Origin of the sequence: Reyranella sp. (assembly GCF_017305915.1) — a bacterium.
GTDB lineage: Bacteria > Pseudomonadota > Alphaproteobacteria > Reyranellales > Reyranellaceae > Reyranella.
Window position 1 is genome coordinate 1 of sequence record NZ_JAFKJN010000046.1, and the last position, 18,545, is coordinate 18,545.

Sequence of the window (18,545 nt, forward strand, 5' to 3'; positions counted from 1 at the left end):
CTCATCGCTGCCGGCAAGAAGCCCAAGGTCGCCATCGTCGCCGTCATGCGTAAGCTCATCGTCACCCTCAACGCCATGAGCCGACACAACCTCCCTTGGCAGCCTGCCGGCGCTTAGGCCAAAAGACAGTTGCTCCCCATTTGAATGGGAATTATATACTTGAATCCCTCGCCGGAATCCCCACATTCGGGGGGTAGGGGGATACGGCCAATATGAGCAAATCGACCATTTCGACCTTCCAACTGTTCGCAATGTTTCCCGATCAGGAAACCGCCCGGACATACTTGGAGGGCCGCCTCTGGCCGAACGGTCCGCGTTGCCCGGTCTGCGGCCTTGGCGAGCGGATCACGGCACGTGCTGGCGGCTACTACCGTTGCAATTCCTGCAAAGAGGACTTCACCGTTCGCACCGGGACGATCTTCGAACGGTCACATGTGCCGCTGCACAAGTGGATTTACGCGATGTACCTGCTCGTCACGGCACGCAAGGGCATCTCGTCCATGCAACTCGCCAAGGAGATCGGCATTACCCAGAAGTCGGCTTGGTTCGTCCTGCAACGGCTTCGGGAAGCGTGCGGCGACGATCTGAAAAAGCTGCAGGGTATCATCGAGATCGACGAGACCTATGTAGGTGGCAAAGAGAAGAACAAGCACGCCAGCAAGAAGCTCAAGGCCGGTCGCGGCACCGTTGGCAAAATTCCGGTGATCGGGATGCGGGAGCGTGGCAAGGGCGGGCGCACCAAGGCGATGCCTATCACCGGCACCGACACCCGCACCCTGCATCGGACTGTGCAGGAGAACGTCGAGAAGGGTTCCATGCTCCATACCGACGAACACTCTGGCTACAACGGCCTTCATGCGTACCAGCACGAGTCGGTCAACCACGGATCGAAGGAGTATGTCCGCGGCGACGTGACGACGAACGGCATCGAAAGTGTCTGGGCGGTCATGAAGCGCGGCCTTCACGGCATCTACCACCACGCCAGCGAAAAGCACCTTCACCGCTACGTTGATGAGTTCGCTTTCCGCTTGAACGAGGGCAACGTCGAGCGGCACACTCTTGACCGGTTGAACAGTTTCGTTGACAGCGTTGCTGGCAAGCGGCTCACATACAAGGCGCTGATCTCATGAGCGCGAACAAACCGCCCGTGATACTGGACAAGATCGCGGATTTGATTCTGGCTTATCGCCCTAAGCCAAAATCGAAGGGCGCGAAGAAACGCAAGAAGGCCGCGAAGAAGCTCGCTGAGGCGGCGTCCCAGCACTTCGAAGAAGTTGACCGACACATCGCGGCGGCGCGGGAGGAGATCGATGCCGGAGCAAGACCACGAAAGCGAAGATTCCGTCTTTGATTTCCTGTACGTCGATCACGACAGAATCGGTCTCTACATATCGCAGCTTAACGATTTTGGTAGCCTGACCTCGCTGGTTCGCACGTCCGAAACGTCGGACAAAAAGGATTTCAAGGGAAAGGTTCCGGTGCTGGCCGAAATGGGTGCGGAGTCCTCGGCGCGGACTTCGAGCACCAGAAGCTTTGACCCTCGTTGGACCCAGTGCCTGACGTTTCTGGATGAATTGCACGCGCGCAACATGATCAACCCGTCAGTGACGGGCGTTGGCATCGGGCGGTTTGTCTTGTGTGGCGGCAATCTCGCCATCATCGATATCGGCGCCATGCAGCGATTGTTGAAATTCAGTTCTGTGCAGACGCTCGCAAGGAAGGGTGCCAATCCAGGCGCAGCCAACGAAGTCCTCTCTCGCGCTCAGCGCAAACAACAGGCCCGCAGCAGCGGTGGAAAGCAGACCGATGCCGAAGACGAGATGTCTGCGGCCTTCGATATAGTCGGAGAAATATCACATGCCATTCATGCGCGTGTGAACGTCGGGAACGATCACCTTTGGTGCACGCTAAAAACCGACTGCATGATCATGTCACCCGCCGACGTAATGCTTAAGTATGGAGTGTTGATTGAGGGCACGTGGCATGTCTTGGGCATACTAGATGCCGTGCCGAGTGCGACCGAAGACCAACTTGCTAAGTTGCAAGCGATGTTCTCCGGCGACGCCGCGAATCCGATGCTGATGGGTTCGGTGCCGCTGTTCACTCAATTGCGGCTCGTCCTTGGTCGCCCGCTCAGTTGCTACGGTGTCACTCCGCTGGCCATCTTCCGCAAGATCGAACGCTAAGCCCCCGATGGCTGAGGGAGCCAAGTATATAATTCCCATTTGAATGGGGAGGAGAAAGAGTAGGGAGTTATCCATGGCCGCATACGACATCGTCATCCGCAACGGCAAGGTCGCCGACGGCACCGGCAAGACGCTGTTCGCCGCCGACGTCGCCGTGAAGGGCGACCGCATCGCCTCTATCGACTCGCCGGGCACTTTGCGCGGCGACAACGAGATCGATGCCAAGGGCAAGGTCGTGGCGCCGGGCTTCATCGACGTCCACACCCACGACGACACCGCCCTGATCGACAACCCGACCATGGCGATGAAGGCGAGCCAGGGCGTCACCACCGTGGTGTGCGGCAATTGCGGCGTCTCGGCCGCGCCCTACCTGCGGCCCGACGTCGGCCACTGGATGTCGCTGATCATCAAGAAGAAGGAGAACCTGTCGAAGGATTTCGCCGAATTCGCCGGCAAGGTCGAGGCGGCCAAGCCCGCGATCAACGGCGCCTTCCTGATCGGCCACGGGACGCTCCGCATCAACATGATGGGCGACGACCTCAATCGCGAGGCCACCCAGGCCGAGATCGCCCGCATGCGCGGGCTGCTCGACCAGAGCCTCGAGCAGGGTGCGATCGGCATGTCGAGCGGGCTGTTCTACGCCGTGTCGAGCGCCGCCTCGACTGCCGAGGTGGCCGAGGTCGCCCAGCCGCTCGGCAAGTGGGGCGGTGTCTACACCGCCCACATGCGCGACGAGGGCGACCACATCCTCAAGGCAATGGAGGAGACCTTCGAGATCGGTCGACGCGCCCACGCCGAGGTCATCGTCTCGCACCACAAGTGCTCGGGCCGCAGCAACTTCGGCCGCATGGCCGAGACGCTGCCCAAGTTCACCGAGGCGATGAAAAAGCAGCAGATTGCCTTCGACGTCTATCCCTACATCGCGGGCTCGACGATCCTGCGCACCGACATGCTGGAGCGCGCCGACAAGGTGCTGATCACCTGGTCGGACAAGATGCCGGGCATGAGCGGCCGCGACCTCGCCGACATCGCCAAGGACATGGGCGTGTCGATGAAGGAGGCCGGCGAACGCATCCAGCCGGCCGGCGCCATCTACTTCATGATGGACGAGAAAGACGTGCAGGCGGCGATGAGCCATCCCGGCGCGATGATCGGCTCGGACGGCATCCCGTTCGACGCCCATCCGCATCCGCGCCTGTGGGGCACCTTCCCGCGCGTGCTCGGCCATTACTCGCGCGACCTCAAGCTGTTCCCGCTGGAGGACGCGGTTCGCCGCATGACGTCCTACTCGGCGCAGCGCTTCCATCTCACCGGCCGCGGCCAGATCGAGCGCGGCTACTACGCCGATATCTGCGTGTTCGATCCGGCGACGGTGATCGACACCGCGACCTTCGAGAAGCCGACGACGCCGGCGGCCGGCATCGACACGGTGCTGTGCAACGGCGCCATCGCCTGGCGCGACGGCAAGCCCGGCGGCGGCCGCGCCGGCCGCGCGCTCAACCGCCGGCAGATGCAGGACGAAGCGAAGGCTTAACGCTCATACTCCCTCCCCCGCAGGGGGAGGGTTGGGGAGGGGGGAAGCAACAGAACGTGCCTGTGGCCATCCCCCACCCTAACCCTCCCCCTTCGGGGGAGGGAACATGACGCACAAAAAGAAAGGCCCGCGGTGAGCGGGCCTTCGTTTTCGTCAGTCGGCGCCTTCGTCGCGGCGGGTGCGTTCGAGGCGCTCGTGGCGCTCCTGCGCTTCCACCGACAGTGTGGCGATCGGTCGGGCCTCGAGGCGCTTCAGCGCGATCGGCTCGCCGGTCTCCTCGCAATACCCGTAGGTGCCTTCCTCGATCGACTTGAGGGCGGAATCGATCTTCGAGATCAGCTTGCGGAAGCGGTCGCGGGTCCTGAGCTCCAGGGAGCGATCGGTCTCGGCCGTGGCGCGATCAGCCAGATCGGGCTGCGCCAGACTCTCTTCCTGCATGTTCTGCAAAGTCTGATTCGACTCTTCGATCAATTCGCCTTTCCACTTCAACAGCTTCTGACGGAAGTACTCCTGCTGAATGGGATTCATGAAGGGTTCGCGGTCCGTCGGCCGGTAGTTCTGCGGCAACGTAATCGACATCGATGGCAACTCCACTCCCCAGCGACCACACCATGTCCGCCTCGCGCGAAGGCGGACCTCCGGAGGCGCGCGGAGTATTAAGGGGCGGTCGGTTGCTCTGCAAGGTTGAACCCGCCCTCGATATCCTACTTGTAGTGCAGTGCAGCAAATTCACTGCCGAAGAATTGAACAGTTATCCGAAGACTTATTGGAATCGTCGAATTATCCCTACTGCGCCGCACCAAAACGGAAACTTGCTTCCCATATGCGTGAAAAGCCGTCCAACAGCGCCCTGACCCCGGGCGATTTCGTCCGCCACCCCACCCGGCCGGACTGGGGGCTGGGGCAGATCCAGTCCAAGGTCGGCAGCCGCATCACCGTCACGTTCGAGAACGCCGGCAAGGTCCTCATCGACGGGAGCGTGGTCGAGCTCGAGCCAGCCGAGCCTCCGCGGCCTTGAGTTCCTCCGGCGTGTTGATGTTGGCGAACGGTGCCGGGTCGCCCGGCCAGACGAGTTCGGCCTGGACATGACGCTCGCCGAACTGGCCGACCCGTCGCATGCCCTCCTCCAGGATGGCCCGCCGGAGGTCGTCGACCAGCTTCACCGACCACACACCTAGTGAAGGCTCGCGGTGGCGGCCGTGGCGGATCACCAGCACATCCGGCTCGGGCACATGCATGTGGCCGCACAGCCGGACCGTCAGGTCGAGCGGCAGGAACGGCACGTCGGCCGGCGCGGTCAGGATCCAGCCGGCATGGGGATGGTGCTTCAGCGCCCATTCCATGCCGGCCAGGATGCCGGCCAGCGGCCCCAGCCGCCGGCCCTCGCGCCGGGCGGCGCGCTGGATGTCGGGCGGATCTGGGATCACCGGCACGCCCAGCCGCTTGAAGGCCGGGTCGGGATCGTTGGCGACGACCACGAGGTCCATGACCTGCGGCCGCAGCCGCTCGACGACGTGCGCCACCATCGGCTTGCCGCCCAGCAACCGTAACGGCTTCTTCACGCCCTCGCCCATGCGCCGGCCCTCGCCGCCCGCCAGGACGACGCCGACCAGTGCGCCCGACCGAACCGGCGCAAAGGGACCGCGCGCGTTGACCACCATGCCCGCACTATGCGAAGCGCTGAGAGACACACAAGGGGAGGAATTCGATGGCCCTCAGCATCGCCAAGGTCGCCGCCTGGCTGCATCAGGTCGACAAGGCGCGCGCGGTGGTCGGCCGCTGGCCGGCGCAGTTCGAGACCGATGACGAGCGGCTGGCCTACAAGGTCCAAGACGCCTTCCTGAAGAAGCAGATGGTCAAACAGGGCCCGCTGGCCGGCTACAAGATCGCGCTGACCTCGCCGCAGATCCTGCAGCAGACCGGCCTGAAAGGCCCCTGCTACGGCCCGATCCGCAGGAAGCGCGTGTTCGAGCACAAGGCGAGCGTGCGCGCCGACCGCTGGACGCGGCTGGGCGTCGAGCTCGAGGTCGTGTTCGTGATCGGTGCCGACGTGCCGAAACCCAAGGCCAAGCCCTACGACAAGGACTCGATCGCCGAGTATGTCGGCGAGGCACGCGCCGGCTTCGAGCTGATCGAGGATCGCGGCGCCGACTACAGCCGGCTGGCGGTCAATCCGCTGATCATGGATGCCGGCTGGAACGGCGGCTCGCTGCTCGCCAAGCCGAACAAGGGCTGGCGCGACCTGCCGATCGACAAGCTCGACGGCTCTATATCCTTCGACGGAACTGTCGTGCGCACCGGCCATTCGGGCGACGTGCTGGGCCATCCGCACAATGCGCTGGCGTGGCTCGCCAACAAGCTCGGCGAGCACGGCAAGACGCTGAAGAAGGGCATGATCGTGTCGAGCGGCAGCATGGTCGCCTGCCAGTTCGTGCCACCCGGCAGCACCGCCACCGGCAAGATCGAGGGCCTGGGCGAAGTCACTCTGAAGTACGAGCTGCCGAAGTAGTCGCTGCCTCCCGGTCATCCACAGATGACCGAGGGGGTGGTGCGGACTCTGGGAAGAGTCGCGGAAAAGCCTTATGCCATCGGCATCGGAGGCTTCCCACGAACGTCGGAAAGTGGAAGCCCGTGGGAAGTTTCGGCGTTCCCTAGACTAACGGGCGTCGCGCGCCCAGGCCATCTGGGCGAAGGACGTGTCGGGGCGGAGTTGCCGCCACGACAGGCGGCGCACGGCCTGCTTGCCGACGACCAGCGCATCGTAGTCGGCCGGGAAGAGCTGGGCGATTGCCGGATCGAGGGCATTGAGGCCGCCGGCATAGGCGCCGAAGGCCGGCAGGATCACCCGCTGGCCGTCGGTCAGGAAGCACCGCCTGCGGATGCCGCGGCCCTGCACGGTGAGCGCAGCGACCGGATGGTAGTGGCCGGAGATCTCGCCCTCGGCCGGGCCGAACAGCGCCTCGTGGCGGAACACCAGCGGCGCGTCGGCGATCTCGACCGCGACATCGCCCCAGTCGCCGGGCGGCGGCGCGGGATCGTGGTTGCCGGCGATCCAGACGAAGCGCGCCCGCCGGGTCAGGCGCTCGATACACGCGCGCTCGTCCTTGGGCAGGCGCTCGATGGCCGTGCGGTCGTGGAAGGAATCGCCCAGGCACACCACCGTCTCGGGGCTGAGCGTGTCGATCAGGGCCGACAGCATCGCCAGCGTCTGGCGGGTGTCGTGGCGCGGCAGCAGCTTCAGCGCGTTGACGGCGTAGGACGAGCCCTTCTCGAGATGCAGATCGGCGACCGCCAGCAGCCGCCGCGCCGGCCAGTGCAGTGCGCCCGACGGCAGGGCCTCGAGCCGCTCGCCGGCGCACAGGAACTGGAAGGGAGTCACGGATGCTGCCATATGCGCGCCACGAACCCTGCGCAAGGTACCCCGATGCGTCTGCTTGTGTGTTTCCTCGCCGCCCTGACGGCACTCGTCCCGGCCGGCGCCGGCGCGCAGATGCAGCCGCATCGCGCCGAGTATGTCTTGCGGCTGGGCACCGCGGCCAACGCGCCGCGGATCGGCACCGCCACCCAGGATCTGACCCAGGACTGCGGCGGTTGGCACCTCAAGCGCGACATCAAGACCGAGATCGCGGTCACCTCGTCGTGGAAGCTGGACCTGCAATCCAAGCTCGACGCCGAGGAGCAGCGCAGCGGCAGCGCCTTGCGCTTCCACACCCAGCAGAGCCAGAACGGCAACGAGCGCGAGGTCCAGGGCCAGGTGACGCGCGCCGGCAAGGACCTGCGCGCCGAGATCGTGACGCCGGCCGGCCCGAAGCAGTTCCTGCTGCCGCCGCCCACCCTGATGCCGGTCGCCTCGATCGACCATGTGATCGAGCGGCTGCGGGCACGGGCCGCCTCCTTCCCGGCGCTGTCCTTCGATGCCGAGGTGATCGGCGATGCCTTCCTGGTCGATGTCAACGAGCTCGATCCCGGCGTGCTGCAAAGCGAGCGGCCCGGCGAGCGGCCGGTGGCGGTGCCCGGCCGCTCGTGGCCGCTGCTGATGACCTTCACCCGCGGCCGCGACCAGCAGCAGCGGCCGCTGTTCACGCTCAGGACCCAACTGTTCGATTCCGGCGTGCTCGACCGGCTAACCGTGGACACCGGCCTCGTCACCGTGACCGCCGACCTCACGACGCTCGAGATGCGCAAGCCGCCGAGCTGCCCGCGCTCCTGACTCCTCCCGCCTGCCGCCTGCCGGCCTTGGGCCATCCCCGCGCCTCGACTAGAGTGAGCGGGGCTTGGGGGGGAGCATGACCGACACGGACGACAATTCCGGCCAGAAGGCCGAGCTGGCGCCGCCGGCATATACCGGCATGGCCCAGGTCATTGGGCATACACTCACGGCCTCGGCGGCGATGCTTGCGTTCTTTTTCGTGTTTCAAGGCACGCTTCTGGCGAACTTCCCCACGCTCTATGAGAAGTTCGCCCAGACGACCTTCCCAGCCTTCCCTGGCTTTCCAATCGGCCGCGCGGCGCTGGTGGTTCTCTGTCTCGTGGCTCTGGCCTTCACCGGTTGGTCTTTTCTGATCGTCCACCTCTTCATCACCTATTTCGATTCCTTCCTGACGTCCGGCAAGGCGCTGGAAGATGCGAACGGCAACGTCAGCGGCCTGTTCGCCGCACTGCGCACTGCCTATGACAAGCCATTCCCTCACAAGCTGCTGGTCTGGACCACCTGGGCCTTCTTCCTGCTGCTTGTGATGTTGTGGATCGGGCTGGGAACGATCGCTGCCTTCGGGGTCGGCCCACTCGGCGGAGGCTATTTGTAGCAGCCAAACGCCGTTTTGCAGGCGCATTGCAGCGCTATATAACGGACGCCAACAATCAAGCGTCCGGGGCAGGGCGCGGGGAAACAGGTAGGCTCTCGGTGCATCCAGGAACGTCCGGAAACGGCAAAGCCGCTTCCGCAAAAATCCCTTTTAACCGCCTGATCGCCTACGCCACCCTGCAATTACCGCTCGCCATGGCGGCCCTGCCCGTGGTGCTGAACGTCAGCCACTTCTACGGCGAGGTGCTCAAGTTCTCGCTGCAGGTCATGGGGCCGATCTTCATCTTCTGCCGCATCGTCGACGCCGTGCAGGATCCGGTGATCGGCCTGATCAGCGACCGCTTCACGCGGCGCGGGCCGCGCGGCCGCCTGACCTTCGTGGCGCTGATGACGCCGCTGCTCGCCGGCGGTTTCTACATGCTGTTCGACCCGCCCGACGCCTGGTTCGGCAACCAGTGGCTGATGGGCCTCTGGCTGACGGCGGCCCTCCTGCTGGTCCATCTCGGCTATTCCGGCGTGTCGATCAGCTATCACTCCCACGGCGCCGAGCTTACCGACGACTACAACGAGCGCACCCGGGTCACCGTCGGCCGCGAGGTGTTCGGGTTGATCGGCATGACGGCGGCTGTCGTGCTGCCGGTGATGCTGACCGCGCCCAAGTTCTTCGGCGACACCGCGGGCTACATGGTGCTCGGCTTGATCTTCTTGCCGATCTGCATCCTGTTCAGCCTGCCGACCTTGTTGTGGGCCGGACCTTCGGTCCATCCGCCGGTGGTGCATGGCGAACGCAACGCCTTCATCGCCTTCTTCGCGCCGCTCAAGAACCGGCTGTTCCGCCGCCTGCTGCTGGTGTTCGTGGTCAACGGCTCGGCGCTCGGCGTCGCCGTGACCGTGATCCTGTTCTATGTCGAGCACGTGCTGGCCGGCACCAAGCTGCATGCCGGCATCGTCCTGCTCACCTACTTCATTGCCGGCGCCGCTTCGGTGCCGATGTGGCTGCTGCTGTCCAAGCGGACGAGCAAGGCTGCGGCCTGGTTCGTCGGCATGATCTGCTCGATCGTCGGGCTAGCGCTGGCGATCTTCCTGGGACCGGGTGACTTCATCTGGTTCGTCGCGATCTCGGTGGTCACGGGCCTCGGCCTCGGCGCCGACTACGGCCTGCCGCCCTCCATCCTGGCCGACGTCATCAACGCGCCGGAAGGCGGCGACACCCAAGGCAAGACCGGCACTTACTTCGGTCTGTGGGCGCTCGCAACCAAGCTCGCCACCGCGCTGGGGGCGGCGCTGTCGCTGCCCGTGGTAGCGGTCCTCGGCTTCGATCCATCGAAGGGTCTGTACAGCAAGACCGCGCTGATCATCGTCTACATCGTGCTGCCGGTGGCGATCAAAGTGATCGCCGTGCTGTTGATCTGGTACGTCCGCATCGAGGCGCTGCGCGGCTCGGTGCGCGACGAGATGACGAAGCGCGGCTGATCAGCGTTCGCGGTCGCCAGGCTTCCGCCAGCCCATGGCGGCGGTCGATTCGATGACCCGCAGCACGTCGCGCAGCTCGCGCACCGTCCACGGCGGCAGCACCACCTCGTTGCGCGAGGCGAAGGCGACCACCGCGGCGCCGAGCTGACGCACCGCGCCGGCGATCGCGCCGCCGACCAGGATCGCCTGCAAAAGGCCGATCAGGACCAGCGCCAGCGCCGCAACGGCGAGCAGGACCGCGGTGTCGCGGAACGGCTGCTCGATCACCTTGGTCGGAACCGCCACCGACGCCGTCCAGCCGCTGACCTTGGAGCGCTGGAAGGAGTTCTTCATCTCGATGCCGTCGCGCGAGACGACGTCGAACAGGCCGCTCGCCTGGCCGCTCTGCACCGCCTGGACCAGCGGCTCCTGAGCCTTGACGCCGACCAGGCGATCGGGACTGACGCTGCGCGCGACGATGACGCCGTCGCGGTCGACGATGCCGGCGCGCCAGGCCTGGCGCAGGCCCGCTTCGGCGAACAGCTGCTGCAACCGCTGTAGCGCCGCGCCGCCGGACACCACCATCGCCACCTGGCCGTCGCGCACCACCGGCACCGAGACATGGAACATGCCGGGCTGGCCGTCGGCGCCCGGCTGCGGGTCGGACACGTGGACCCGCTGGCCGGCGACGATGGCAGCGACGCCGGCGGCATCGGCCGTGACCTTGCGGTCCGACGGCACCGCCGCCATCAGGCGACCGGTGCGGTCGAACACGGCGAGCGACTGGAAGCCATGCTCGCGTGCCAGCGACGCGGCGGCGCGCAGCACCTCGGGATCGCCGACCTGCAGGCCGGGCGCCAGGCTGATGCCGCCCAGGAAGCCCGCCATCGCCTCGACGTCGCGGTCGAGCAGATGGACGAGGTTGTTCACCACGTCGACGCGCTGCGCCTCGATGGTGCGCCGCTCCGCATCGCCGTAATGCCAGCCGAGCACGGCGGCCAGCACCAACATCGGCACCAGCACTGCGGCGATCAGCAGCATCAAGTAGGCGCGGATCGACAGCTCCGCGAAGAATCGTCGGGGCGGCACGGCGCGCAGCGAGGCCTCCGAATTCGACGGCATGACGCTCAGGCCTCGAACGGCCGCGGGTCGCCGCCTTCGGGTGGCCAGATCCAGTCGTAGCGGAACACCGCCGACCCCGGCGCGATCTCGCCAAAGGCGGCGCGCATGGCGAAGACGTCGGCTTCCCGAACTTCCACCTGATCCCCCTCTTCGCCCATCGCGGCCACGACCTGGGCCGCTTCCTGTTCATCGACGCAATTGGTCATGATCGGCGGCTTCACCCAGCCGCGCTTGTTCGTGACCTTGACCAAATATGTCGGCACGTCCCAACTCATTGCCTCTGCGGGGCGCGATTGTGATGCCGTTGGGGGTCGAAAGACAACCGCAATACGGCGCGTGCTTACGCCGCAATGAAATCCAGATGTTGAATCTGGCGCTGGCCGAAGCTCACCGGCTGGCCCCAGCAGCCGCGCGCGATGGTCGAATAGACGTCGCGGAAATCGACCGTATGGCGCAAATCCCCGTCCTGCAGGTCGGCGAGCGACGGGTAGGCGCCGTGCAGGCCGCCCTTCACCTTGCCGCCCATCACAAAATGGGGAGCGGCCGTGCCGTGATCCGTGCCACCCGAGGCGTTCTGCCTGGCCCGCCGACCGAACTCCGAATAGGTGAGCACCAGCACGTCGTCCCAGCGGCCGGCGGCGATCATGTTGCGGCGGAAGGTGGCGAGGCCGCCGGCCAGCAGCCCGAGCAGGCGCTCCTGTACCGGCGCCTGGTTGGCATGGGTGTCGAAGCCGCCGAGCGCAATCTTCACCGCGACGACCGGCACCTGCGCGGTGATGATGCGGGTCGCGAGGTCGAGCTCGCGGCCGAGCGGCCCCTCGTTCGCATATTCTTGCACGGGCGGCGGCGCGGCATGCAACTTGTCGCTCAGGCCGGCTGCGGCGGCGTTGATCTCGCGCCGCACCGCCAGCAGATGGCGCAGCGCCGGATTGCCGCCGTCATTGACCCGCGGATTGTCCTTCATCGCCTGCGCCTGGCGCAGGAAGTTCTCGGCGTCCTGCATGACGATGGTGCGCAGGTCGGGGCCCATCAGCGGCAGCGAATTGGTGTCGATCACGATGCTGTCGACGCCGGTGCCCCTACCGGCGCCCTGGGGCCGCGGCGCGTGCTCGAAGGCGCGTGCCACCCAGCCTTCGCTCAGCGTCTGGGTCGACGACGAGGCGGTGTCCCAGATCTCGATCGAGCGGAAGTGCGAGCGATTGGGGTTGGGATAGCCGACGCCCTGGACGATCGCGAGGTCCCTCGCCTTCCACGATTCCATCAGCGGCTCGAGCTTGTCGTGCAGGCCGACGCGCTCGTCGAGCTGCAGCACCTTCTCGCGCGCGACGCCGAGGCCGGGACGCAGTTGCCGGTAATGCGGGTCGGCGTAGGGAATGACGGTGTTGAGGCCGTCGTTGCCGCCCTTGAGCTCGACAAGGAGGAGAATGCGCGACATGGCCTGCTCCTCACTTGAGCTGGTAGACGGGATCGAGCATCGCGGCGGCGACGATCGCGCCCGGCGTCCTGCCGGTGTCGACCTGGTCGATCGGCTGGCGCGGCAGGAAGGTGCGCACCAGCGCCGCGGCGTCGGTGCCGGTGAGCGTCGGCCCGAGCTTCGCTTCGCTGGCGTCGCGCAGGCTGCGGCCTTCGACCGGCCGCCGCTCCATCGCCTCCTTGCGCTCGGCGCGGCGGTCGGGGCGCATGCTCATCATGTTGCCGTCCATCGACGACACCGTGGTGGCCTCGATCATGCGGCGCATGAACTGCTGGCGCAGCAGCAGGGTGTAGGTCGTGATCCAGCTCTCGCCGCCGGCCCAACCCTTGACGTTGGGCGGGTCGAACGGCACCTGGCCCAGGCCCTGCATCATGCGCACCAGCTGGGTCTTCTCCGGCACCGGCAGGCCGAGCAGATGCACCGAGCCCACCACCAGATCGACCGGCGACTTGATCAGCGTGCCGCGGTTGTTGGGATCGCGGAAAGCCGGCGACAGGAAAAGTGCGCGCAGCACCGGCTTCATCTCGTAGCCGCCGGTGCGCAGGATGCCCGCCAGCCGCCTGATCTCGGCCGGATCGGGACTGAGCGAGACGAACTCGCGCCACAGCTTCTCGCACACCCGCTCGGCGGTGCGCGGCTGGCGCAGCAGGATGGCGACGATGTCGTCGCCGTCGAAACGGCCGGCCTGGCCGAGGAAGGTCTTCTCGCCGCCATCGTGCTGCTGGATGTGATTCACGAACGCGCCGGTGTCGCGCTCGATCGACCAGCCGGTGAAGGCGCGCGCGGCGTTCTTGATGTCGGCCTCGCTGTAATGGCCCTCGCCCAGGGTGAACAGCTCCAGGAGCTCGCGGGCGAAGTTCTCGTTGGGCTGGCGCGCCACCGAACCCGCGCCGTCGAGATAGAGCAGCATCGCCGGGTCGCGCGCGACCGCCTTCAGCAGACGCGCGAAGTTGCCGAAGGCCTCACGGCGAAACAGCTCGTTCTGGCGGTAGAGCGCCGGCACATAGCTCACCTTGGCGAGCGACGAGGTGAAATGGTTGTGCCAGAACAGCGTCATCCGCTCGACCAGCGGCTGGTCGGTGACCAGCATCTCCTCGACCCACCAGTTGCGCAGCTCGCGCGCCTGCTCCTGCACCGGCCGGACGATGCGCAGCGGCTTGCCGTCGACGCCCTTCTTCTCCTTGGCCTCGGCCTGCGCCTCCTGCTGCAGGCGGCGTAGCTGCGCCGGTCCTTCGTTGATCCAGGACGGCGCTGCCGTCAGCGCGCGGGGATGCCAACTGCCGAGAAGCCGGTCGACCGCGCTGCCGTAGTCCATCGCCTCGACGACGCGGATCTCGGCCGGTGTGGCGCCGAAGGTGGCGCGCGACAGGAGATGGCGGGCCTCGTCGAAACCCATCGCGGTCGCGGCCCGGCTCGGCCGTACCGGCCAGAGCGCCGTCGCACCCATCGCTGCCGCTCCGCCTACGAAGAACCGTCGACCGAGGGCCACCATAGTGCTGCTCCTACTGCGGTGGACGCGGCGGCCGCGGACCGCCGGGCGGCGCATTGCCCGGACGCCAGGCCTGACCGCCGTAACGCTCCCCAAGGATCTTGTGCAGTTCGGCCCGCTTGTCCGCCGGCAGCTTGTTCGCCATCTGCTCGACCGCGCGCAGGTTCTGCTTCTGCTGGTCGACGCGCAGCGCCGTTATCTGATCGATCAGCGCGTCGATCTTGGCCCAGTCGAAGTTGGGCTTCTGCAGTTCGGCCGCCATCTCCTCGCGAATCTTGCCGATGTCGCGCCAGCGATCGCGCCGGCCATTGGCATACTCGTCGACGACCGGCTGCACGGCCTTCTTCTGCGCGTCGTCGAGCCGGAGATCGTGGGACAGCGCCTCGAGCGGATTGCCCAAGCGCGGACCGGGCGGCGGGGCTGGCGGCCGGCCGGCCGCGAACGGACTGTGCGGCGGCTCGATCCAGCTGCTGAAGACGAAGCCTACCAGCACGAAGGCGTTCAGCAGCAACGACAGGCCGAGCAGAATCTGAGTAACGCGCGACGACATATCAGGTCGCGTCGGTGAACAGGTCGTTCAGCTCGCCCGTGGTGTCGCGGCCGATCGGCCGATACGTGCTGCTCGACGATCTCGAGGAGGCGTAGAGCCCGTCCTCATATTGCCGGCTGAGCCCGTCGCCCAGCATGAAACCGACCGCGGCCACCATCACGCCCATCGCCGCGAGCGCACCGCGCTGGAAGGCGAGGCCTTGGCCGAAGTCGGGCAGCAGGCTAGCCAGCCATGACTTGCGCGGCCGCCCGGCTGCACCGCCGACCAAAGCCTGCGCCCGCGCCGCCATGCGCGGCGGTGCCGCCGGCAGCGGCTTGCCCAGGATGTCGGCCAGTTCGAGGGCGGCCTGTCGCAGCGCCGGATCGGCGGCCACGGCGGCATCGATGCGCGCGGCCTCGGTCTCCGGCAGTTGGCCTTCCAGCCAAGCGGCGAAATCCATGTCCGAGGGGGTTGCTGGCACAACCGATGACGTCGTGGCGAAGCTCTGCCACAGCGCCTTGTCGTCCAGAGGGGTGCGTTCCGTGCTCATGGTGCTAGTCCTGTCCACCTTACGGCCTACAGGCGGGAATCATCCCCACCTTCTTAAGGTGCCTCTCCCTTGAAATGCTCACGCAGCCGCAACAAAGCTTTGTGATGCGTGCTGCGCACCGTTTGTGCGTCTATTTTCAGCAATTGTGCAATTTCGGCCACATCCCGTTCCTCATCATACAGGCATTTGAGAATCAAAGTTTGCCGCTCCGTGAGCAAACCCTCGGGGATTTTCAGCTTCTCGACATGCCGGTCCTCGACCGCCAGGGCCGACTCGGGCACCTCGTCGATCGGCGCGGTCGCCTGCCGCCGGCGGCGGGCGAAATCCACCGCTGCCGAGCGGGCGACAACGGCCAGCCATGTGGATAAGCCTGCACGCGCCGGATCGTAAGTCTTGAGCAGGCGAAAGTTGTTCGCACACAGCCGGACGAAGACGTCCTGGGCTGCATCCATCACGTCGTCCTCGCTGAGGCGATAGATCGACAGCGTCCGGCGCACCACGGCATTGATCAACGGCGACGCGGCCAGGACGAACGCATCCCATGTGCGCTTGTGCCCCTCCGCGAGGGATCGCAGGTCGATCTGGCTGAGCTCCGTCACCCGCGATCCGTCTATTATTCCGTCCGCACAGCAGTCTAGCAGGGTTTGTGGCGAAAAGAGGCCCCGCTACAGTCGCTGCGTCTTCAACCAAGGAAGCGTAATGAGTGAATCGCTGACACGGCAATTCAAGGTCACCAAGCAGGCGGTGCGTGGCAAAGGTGTGGTCGTCGCGCAGAACACGCGCGCGGCGGAGGTCGGCGCCGAGATCCTGCGCAAGGGCGGCAATGCCATCGACGCGGCGGTCGCCACCGGCATGGCGATCGGCGCTCTCGAGCCGTGGATGAGCGGCATCGGCGGCGTCGGCTTCATGACGATCTGGAGCGCCAAGGAGAAGCGTGCCTGGACGATCGACTACGGTCCCATCTCCGCGAAAAAGCTCGACGTCTCCAACTACAAGATCGTCGGTCCCGGCCCGGCCAATCCCTTCGCCTGGCCCGACATCCACAACCAGAACAACGAGGTCGGCTATCACTCGATCGCCGTCCCCGGCATGGTCGCGGGTCTCGGCAAGGCGCTGGAGCGCTTCGGCACCTTGAAGTGGAAGGACGTGCTGGCGCCCGGCGTCGCGCTCGCCGAGCGCGGCATGGAGCTCGACTGGTACATGCAGGTGATGATCGCCAACGGCGCCAAGCACCTGACCAAGTTCGCGGCGTCGAAGGCCGCCTATCTCTGCGACAACGGCCAGGTGCCGACCAACGACTGGCAGGGCAACACGCGCTACCTCAAGCTCGGCACTCTCGGCGAGACTATGCGCCGCCTGGCCGACGGCGGCCCGCGCGAGTTCTACGAAGGCAGCCTGGCGCGCGACATCGTCGCCGACCTGCAGGCCGGCGGCTCGGCGATCTCGACCGACGATCTCGCCTCCTACCAGGCGCGCATCGTCGATCCGCTCTCCTTCGAGCATCACGGCGTCACCATCAACGTCGCGGGCGGGCTGACCGCCGGCCCGACCTTGCGCCGCACGCTCGAGCTCGCAGGCGAGCACACCAAGGGCAAGGGGTCACCCGATGCCGACTTCTTCGTCGCCATCGCCGAGGGCATGCACACCGCCTACGTAGAGCGGCTGAAGACGCTGGGCGACAAGCCCAACAACACCAGCACCACGCATTTCTGCGCCGCCGATTCGGAAGGCAACATGGTGGCGCTGACCCAGACCCTGATGTCGCTGTTCGGCTCCTGCGTGATGCTGCCCAAGACCGGCATCACCATGAACAACGGCATGCTGTGGTTCGATCCCGAGGCCAACCGGCCCAACTCGATCGCGCCCGGCAAGCGGCCGCTGTGCAACATCTGCCCGGTCGTCGTGGTGAAGGACGGCCAGCCGTGGTTCTGCATCGGCGCCTCCGGCGGCCGGCGCATCGTGCCGGCGGTGACGCAGCTCAGCCTGATGATGATCGACCGCGGCCTCGACGTGGAGACGGCATTCCATCAGCCGCGCGTCGATGTCTCGGGCGTCGGTCCGATCCGCGTCAACCGCCTGCTGCCCGACGCGGTCAAGCGGGCGATCGCCGCCAAGCTGTCGATCACCGAGGTCGACAACCAGATCTCGCCGCTCGGCTTCGCCAACCCGTCCTGCATCGTGCGCGATCCCAGGACCGGCGAGCTCACCGGCATGAACGAGGTGATGTCGCCATGGGCTGGCGGCGCAGCGCAGTAGCCCTCGCGCTCGCTGCCTTCGCCACTACGGCGCAGGCGCAGGAGGTGCGCTTGCCGGTGCTGGTGCCCCTCACCGGCTTCGTGGCGCTCGAAGGCACCAGCCAGAGGAACGGCGCGCTGCTGGCGGCCAGCCAGATGCGCGACCTCCTCAAGCCCGACGTGCTCGACACCGCGGCGACGCCCGAGGCCGCGGTCAACGCCTGGGCGCGCGCGGTCGGCGATCCGCCGCCGCTCGCCGTGGTCGGCCCGATCCTGGGCACGCAGATGCTGGCGCTGCTGCCGCTCGCCCGCGAACGCGACGTGCCGCTGCTCAGCATCTCCGGCACCGCGCGCCTCAGCGCCATGGGCGTGCCGCAGTTCTTCCGCTTCTTCCCGAGCGACGCGACGGTGAAGGTGGCGCATGCTCGCTACGTCGCCGAGAAGCTCGGCGCCAAGCGGCCGGCCGTGATCTACCAGAGCACCGCCTACGGCCAGTCGGGCCGCGAGCAACTCGCCAAGACCTTTGCCGAGCTCAAGACGCCGCCCGTGCTCGAGGAGAGCGTCGCGCCCACAGTCAACGACCTCACGCCGGCGCTGCTGCGCGCCAAGGCGGCCAACGCCGACGTGCTCGTGCTGCACCTGCACGCGCCCTCGACCGTGCTGGCGGTGCGCCAGGCACGGCAACTGCTGCCCGGCCTGCCGATCGTCGCGGGTTCGGCGATGCACCAGCCGGCGACGGCGGCGCTGCTTGATCCTGCCGAGCTCAGGGGCGTGTGCGCCGAGACGGCCGCCTCGCCCGTCGCCGCCGCGACACCGGCGATGCAGGAGTTCCTCGCCGCCTACCGCGCTGCCTACAACGGCGATCCCGACGCCTTCGCCGCCGCGCAGTACGATGCCGTCCGCATGCTGGGCGGCGTGATCGCCACTCTGCGTCGCGACGGCGCTGCGGCGACTCCAGCCAGGGTGCGCGAGAAGCTCGCCACCGCGCCGTACAAGGGTGTGGTCACCACCTACCGGTCGGACGGCAAAGGTGACATGGCGCACGAGGCCGAGATCGTCTGCTTCGACGGCAAGGATCGCGTGCCGCGCCCGGTCGAGCGATACTCTTTCGCATCCCGATAAGTCGCCAGGCGCCGGAACTCGTACCGCACCGGCGCGTGCTCCCTCGTTC

Annotated in this window: 21 protein-coding genes and 1 pseudogene; 12 read left to right on the forward strand and 10 right to left on the reverse strand. The window is 66.6% G+C overall.

The genetic code is table 11. The features are described 5' to 3' along the window. The 5 genes and pseudogenes from J0J01_RS31540 to J0J01_RS31560 all read left to right on the forward strand — a co-directional run. Positions 1 to 117 (forward strand): annotated as a pseudogene (locus tag J0J01_RS31540) (IS110 family transposase); the annotation flags it as partial. Between the two features lie 95 nt (positions 118 to 212). Then, the gene (locus J0J01_RS31545; protein ID WP_296387605.1) at positions 213 to 1,130 is read left to right on the forward strand and encodes an IS1595 family transposase; all 918 of its coding nucleotides are present in this window, start codon (positions 213 to 215) and stop codon (positions 1,128 to 1,130) included. Next, a complete protein-coding gene (locus J0J01_RS31550) occupies positions 1,127 to 1,351 on the forward strand; it encodes a hypothetical protein (protein WP_296387606.1) in 225 nt (74 codons plus the stop codon). The genes J0J01_RS31545 and J0J01_RS31550 overlap by 4 nt, the downstream gene beginning before the upstream one ends. Continuing rightward, positions 1,311 to 2,186: a hypothetical protein gene (locus J0J01_RS31555; RefSeq protein WP_296387607.1), complete on the forward strand. Its 876-nt coding sequence runs from the start codon at positions 1,311 to 1,313 to the stop codon at positions 2,184 to 2,186. The genes J0J01_RS31550 and J0J01_RS31555 overlap by 41 nt, the downstream gene beginning before the upstream one ends. A 73-nt stretch (positions 2,187 to 2,259) precedes the next feature. Continuing rightward, a complete protein-coding gene (locus J0J01_RS31560; RefSeq protein WP_296387608.1) occupies positions 2,260 to 3,720 on the forward strand; it encodes a D-aminoacylase in 1,461 nt (486 codons plus the stop codon). Between the two features lie 153 nt (positions 3,721 to 3,873). Here J0J01_RS31560 and dksA read toward each other — a convergent pair whose 3' ends face one another. Beyond that, positions 3,874 to 4,299 (reverse strand): RNA polymerase-binding protein DksA, encoded by a 426-nt coding sequence (dksA, locus tag J0J01_RS31565; RefSeq protein ID WP_296387636.1) that lies wholly within the window; start codon positions 4,297 to 4,299, stop codon positions 3,874 to 3,876. 139 nt (positions 4,300 to 4,438) lie between these two features. On the opposite strand from dksA, the gene J0J01_RS31570 reads away from it, so the two are divergent. Further along, the gene (locus J0J01_RS31570) at positions 4,439 to 4,738 is read left to right on the forward strand and encodes a DUF3553 domain-containing protein (RefSeq protein WP_296387609.1); all 300 of its coding nucleotides are present in this window, start codon (positions 4,439 to 4,441) and stop codon (positions 4,736 to 4,738) included. Here J0J01_RS31570 and mobA read toward each other — a convergent pair. Next, on the reverse strand, positions 4,686 to 5,381 hold the full coding sequence (mobA, locus tag J0J01_RS31575; RefSeq protein ID WP_296387610.1) for a molybdenum cofactor guanylyltransferase MobA: 696 nt from the start codon (positions 5,379 to 5,381) through the stop codon (positions 4,686 to 4,688). The genes J0J01_RS31570 and mobA overlap by 53 nt on opposite strands. 47 nt (positions 5,382 to 5,428) lie before the next feature. Between mobA and J0J01_RS31580 the strand changes: the two genes are divergently transcribed. After that, positions 5,429 to 6,229 carry a hypothetical protein gene (locus J0J01_RS31580; RefSeq protein ID WP_296387611.1) on the forward strand — a complete coding sequence of 267 codons (801 nt, stop codon included), beginning with the start codon at positions 5,429 to 5,431 and terminating at the stop codon, positions 6,227 to 6,229. Between the two features lie 147 nt (positions 6,230 to 6,376). On the opposite strand, the gene pdeM is transcribed toward J0J01_RS31580, so the two are convergent. After that, complete coding sequence (gene pdeM, locus J0J01_RS31585) at positions 6,377 to 7,099, reverse strand: ligase-associated DNA damage response endonuclease PdeM (protein WP_296387612.1); 723 nt, start codon at positions 7,097 to 7,099, stop codon at positions 6,377 to 6,379. Positions 7,100 to 7,144: 45 nt separating this feature from the next. On the opposite strand from pdeM, the gene J0J01_RS31590 reads away from it, so the two are divergent. From J0J01_RS31590 to J0J01_RS31600, 3 genes are all read left to right on the forward strand, one after another. Continuing rightward, positions 7,145 to 7,930 carry a DUF1849 family protein gene (locus J0J01_RS31590; RefSeq protein WP_296387613.1) on the forward strand — a complete coding sequence of 262 codons (786 nt, stop codon included), beginning with the start codon at positions 7,145 to 7,147 and terminating at the stop codon, positions 7,928 to 7,930. 76 nt (positions 7,931 to 8,006) lie between these two features. Further along, entirely contained in the window at positions 8,007 to 8,525 is a 519-nt protein-coding gene (locus tag J0J01_RS31595; RefSeq protein WP_296387614.1) for a hypothetical protein, read from the forward strand. A gap of 194 nt (positions 8,526 to 8,719) precedes the next feature. Next, entirely contained in the window at positions 8,720 to 9,997 is a 1,278-nt protein-coding gene (locus tag J0J01_RS31600) for an MFS transporter (RefSeq protein WP_296387615.1), read from the forward strand. On the opposite strand, the gene J0J01_RS31605 is transcribed toward J0J01_RS31600, so the two are convergent. The 7 genes from J0J01_RS31605 to J0J01_RS31635 all read right to left on the reverse strand — a co-directional run bounded on the left by J0J01_RS31605 (position 9,998) and on the right by J0J01_RS31635 (position 15,739). Next, positions 9,998 to 11,098, reverse strand: coding sequence for a cache domain-containing protein (locus J0J01_RS31605; RefSeq protein ID WP_296387616.1), 1,101 nt, complete (start codon positions 11,096 to 11,098; stop codon positions 9,998 to 10,000). A gap of 5 nt (positions 11,099 to 11,103) precedes the next feature. Further along, on the reverse strand, positions 11,104 to 11,373 hold the full coding sequence (locus J0J01_RS31610; protein ID WP_296387617.1) for a hypothetical protein: 270 nt from the start codon (positions 11,371 to 11,373) through the stop codon (positions 11,104 to 11,106). 65 nt (positions 11,374 to 11,438) lie between these two features. After that, positions 11,439 to 12,533, reverse strand: a complete 1,095-nt coding sequence (locus tag J0J01_RS31615; protein WP_296387618.1) for a DUF1501 domain-containing protein — start codon at positions 12,531 to 12,533, stop codon at positions 11,439 to 11,441. A gap of 10 nt (positions 12,534 to 12,543) precedes the next feature. Beyond that, positions 12,544 to 14,019 carry a DUF1800 domain-containing protein gene (locus tag J0J01_RS31620; RefSeq protein WP_296387619.1) on the reverse strand — a complete coding sequence of 492 codons (1,476 nt, stop codon included), beginning with the start codon at positions 14,017 to 14,019 and terminating at the stop codon, positions 12,544 to 12,546. Between the two features lie 55 nt (positions 14,020 to 14,074). Beyond that, positions 14,075 to 14,611: a periplasmic heavy metal sensor gene (locus J0J01_RS31625; protein ID WP_296387620.1), complete on the reverse strand. Its 537-nt coding sequence runs from the start codon at positions 14,609 to 14,611 to the stop codon at positions 14,075 to 14,077. 1 nt (position 14,612) lies between these two features. Beyond that, complete coding sequence (locus tag J0J01_RS31630) at positions 14,613 to 15,140, reverse strand: hypothetical protein (RefSeq protein ID WP_296387621.1); 528 nt, start codon at positions 15,138 to 15,140, stop codon at positions 14,613 to 14,615. Positions 15,141 to 15,193: 53 nt separating this feature from the next. Further along, positions 15,194 to 15,739, reverse strand: coding sequence for a sigma-70 family RNA polymerase sigma factor (locus tag J0J01_RS31635; protein WP_296387622.1), 546 nt, complete (start codon positions 15,737 to 15,739; stop codon positions 15,194 to 15,196). Positions 15,740 to 15,839: 100 nt separating this feature from the next. On the opposite strand from J0J01_RS31635, the gene J0J01_RS31640 reads away from it, so the two are divergent. Both J0J01_RS31640 and J0J01_RS31645 read left to right on the forward strand, forming a co-directional pair. Beyond that, positions 15,840 to 17,396: a gamma-glutamyltransferase gene (locus J0J01_RS31640; RefSeq protein WP_296387623.1), complete on the forward strand. Its 1,557-nt coding sequence runs from the start codon at positions 15,840 to 15,842 to the stop codon at positions 17,394 to 17,396. Beyond that, positions 17,372 to 18,496, forward strand: a complete 1,125-nt coding sequence (locus J0J01_RS31645) for an ABC transporter substrate-binding protein (RefSeq protein ID WP_296387624.1) — start codon at positions 17,372 to 17,374, stop codon at positions 18,494 to 18,496. The genes J0J01_RS31640 and J0J01_RS31645 overlap by 25 nt, the downstream gene beginning before the upstream one ends. Positions 18,497 to 18,545 lie beyond the last annotated feature (49 nt).

Coding starts and splice junctions, on each gene's coding strand:
- J0J01_RS31545 (WP_296387605.1), top strand. CDS start 213: ATGAGCAAATCGACCATTTCGACCTTCCAACTGTTCGCAATGTTTCCC.
- J0J01_RS31550 (WP_296387606.1), top strand. CDS start 1,127: ATGAGCGCGAACAAACCGCCCGTGATACTGGACAAGATCGCGGATTTG.
- J0J01_RS31555 (WP_296387607.1), top strand. CDS start 1,311: ATGCCGGAGCAAGACCACGAAAGCGAAGATTCCGTCTTTGATTTCCTG.
- J0J01_RS31560 (WP_296387608.1), top strand. CDS start 2,260: ATGGCCGCATACGACATCGTCATCCGCAACGGCAAGGTCGCCGACGGC.
- dksA (WP_296387636.1), bottom strand. CDS start 4,299: ATGTCGATTACGTTGCCGCAGAACTACCGGCCGACGGACCGCGAACCC.
- mobA (WP_296387610.1), bottom strand. CDS start 5,381: ATGGTGGTCAACGCGCGCGGTCCCTTTGCGCCGGTTCGGTCGGGCGCA.
- J0J01_RS31580 (WP_296387611.1), top strand. CDS start 5,429: ATGGCCCTCAGCATCGCCAAGGTCGCCGCCTGGCTGCATCAGGTCGAC.
- J0J01_RS31590 (WP_296387613.1), top strand. CDS start 7,145: ATGCGTCTGCTTGTGTGTTTCCTCGCCGCCCTGACGGCACTCGTCCCG.
- J0J01_RS31595 (WP_296387614.1), top strand. CDS start 8,007: ATGACCGACACGGACGACAATTCCGGCCAGAAGGCCGAGCTGGCGCCG.
- J0J01_RS31600 (WP_296387615.1), top strand. CDS start 8,720: ATGGCGGCCCTGCCCGTGGTGCTGAACGTCAGCCACTTCTACGGCGAG.
- J0J01_RS31605 (WP_296387616.1), bottom strand. CDS start 11,098: ATGCCGTCGAATTCGGAGGCCTCGCTGCGCGCCGTGCCGCCCCGACGA.
- J0J01_RS31610 (WP_296387617.1), bottom strand. CDS start 11,373: ATGAGTTGGGACGTGCCGACATATTTGGTCAAGGTCACGAACAAGCGC.
- J0J01_RS31615 (WP_296387618.1), bottom strand. CDS start 12,533: ATGTCGCGCATTCTCCTCCTTGTCGAGCTCAAGGGCGGCAACGACGGC.
- J0J01_RS31620 (WP_296387619.1), bottom strand. CDS start 14,019: ATGGGTGCGACGGCGCTCTGGCCGGTACGGCCGAGCCGGGCCGCGACC.
- J0J01_RS31625 (WP_296387620.1), bottom strand. CDS start 14,611: ATGTCGTCGCGCGTTACTCAGATTCTGCTCGGCCTGTCGTTGCTGCTG.
- J0J01_RS31630 (WP_296387621.1), bottom strand. CDS start 15,140: ATGAGCACGGAACGCACCCCTCTGGACGACAAGGCGCTGTGGCAGAGC.
- J0J01_RS31640 (WP_296387623.1), top strand. CDS start 15,840: ATGAGTGAATCGCTGACACGGCAATTCAAGGTCACCAAGCAGGCGGTG.
- J0J01_RS31645 (WP_296387624.1), top strand. CDS start 17,372: ATGGGCTGGCGGCGCAGCGCAGTAGCCCTCGCGCTCGCTGCCTTCGCC.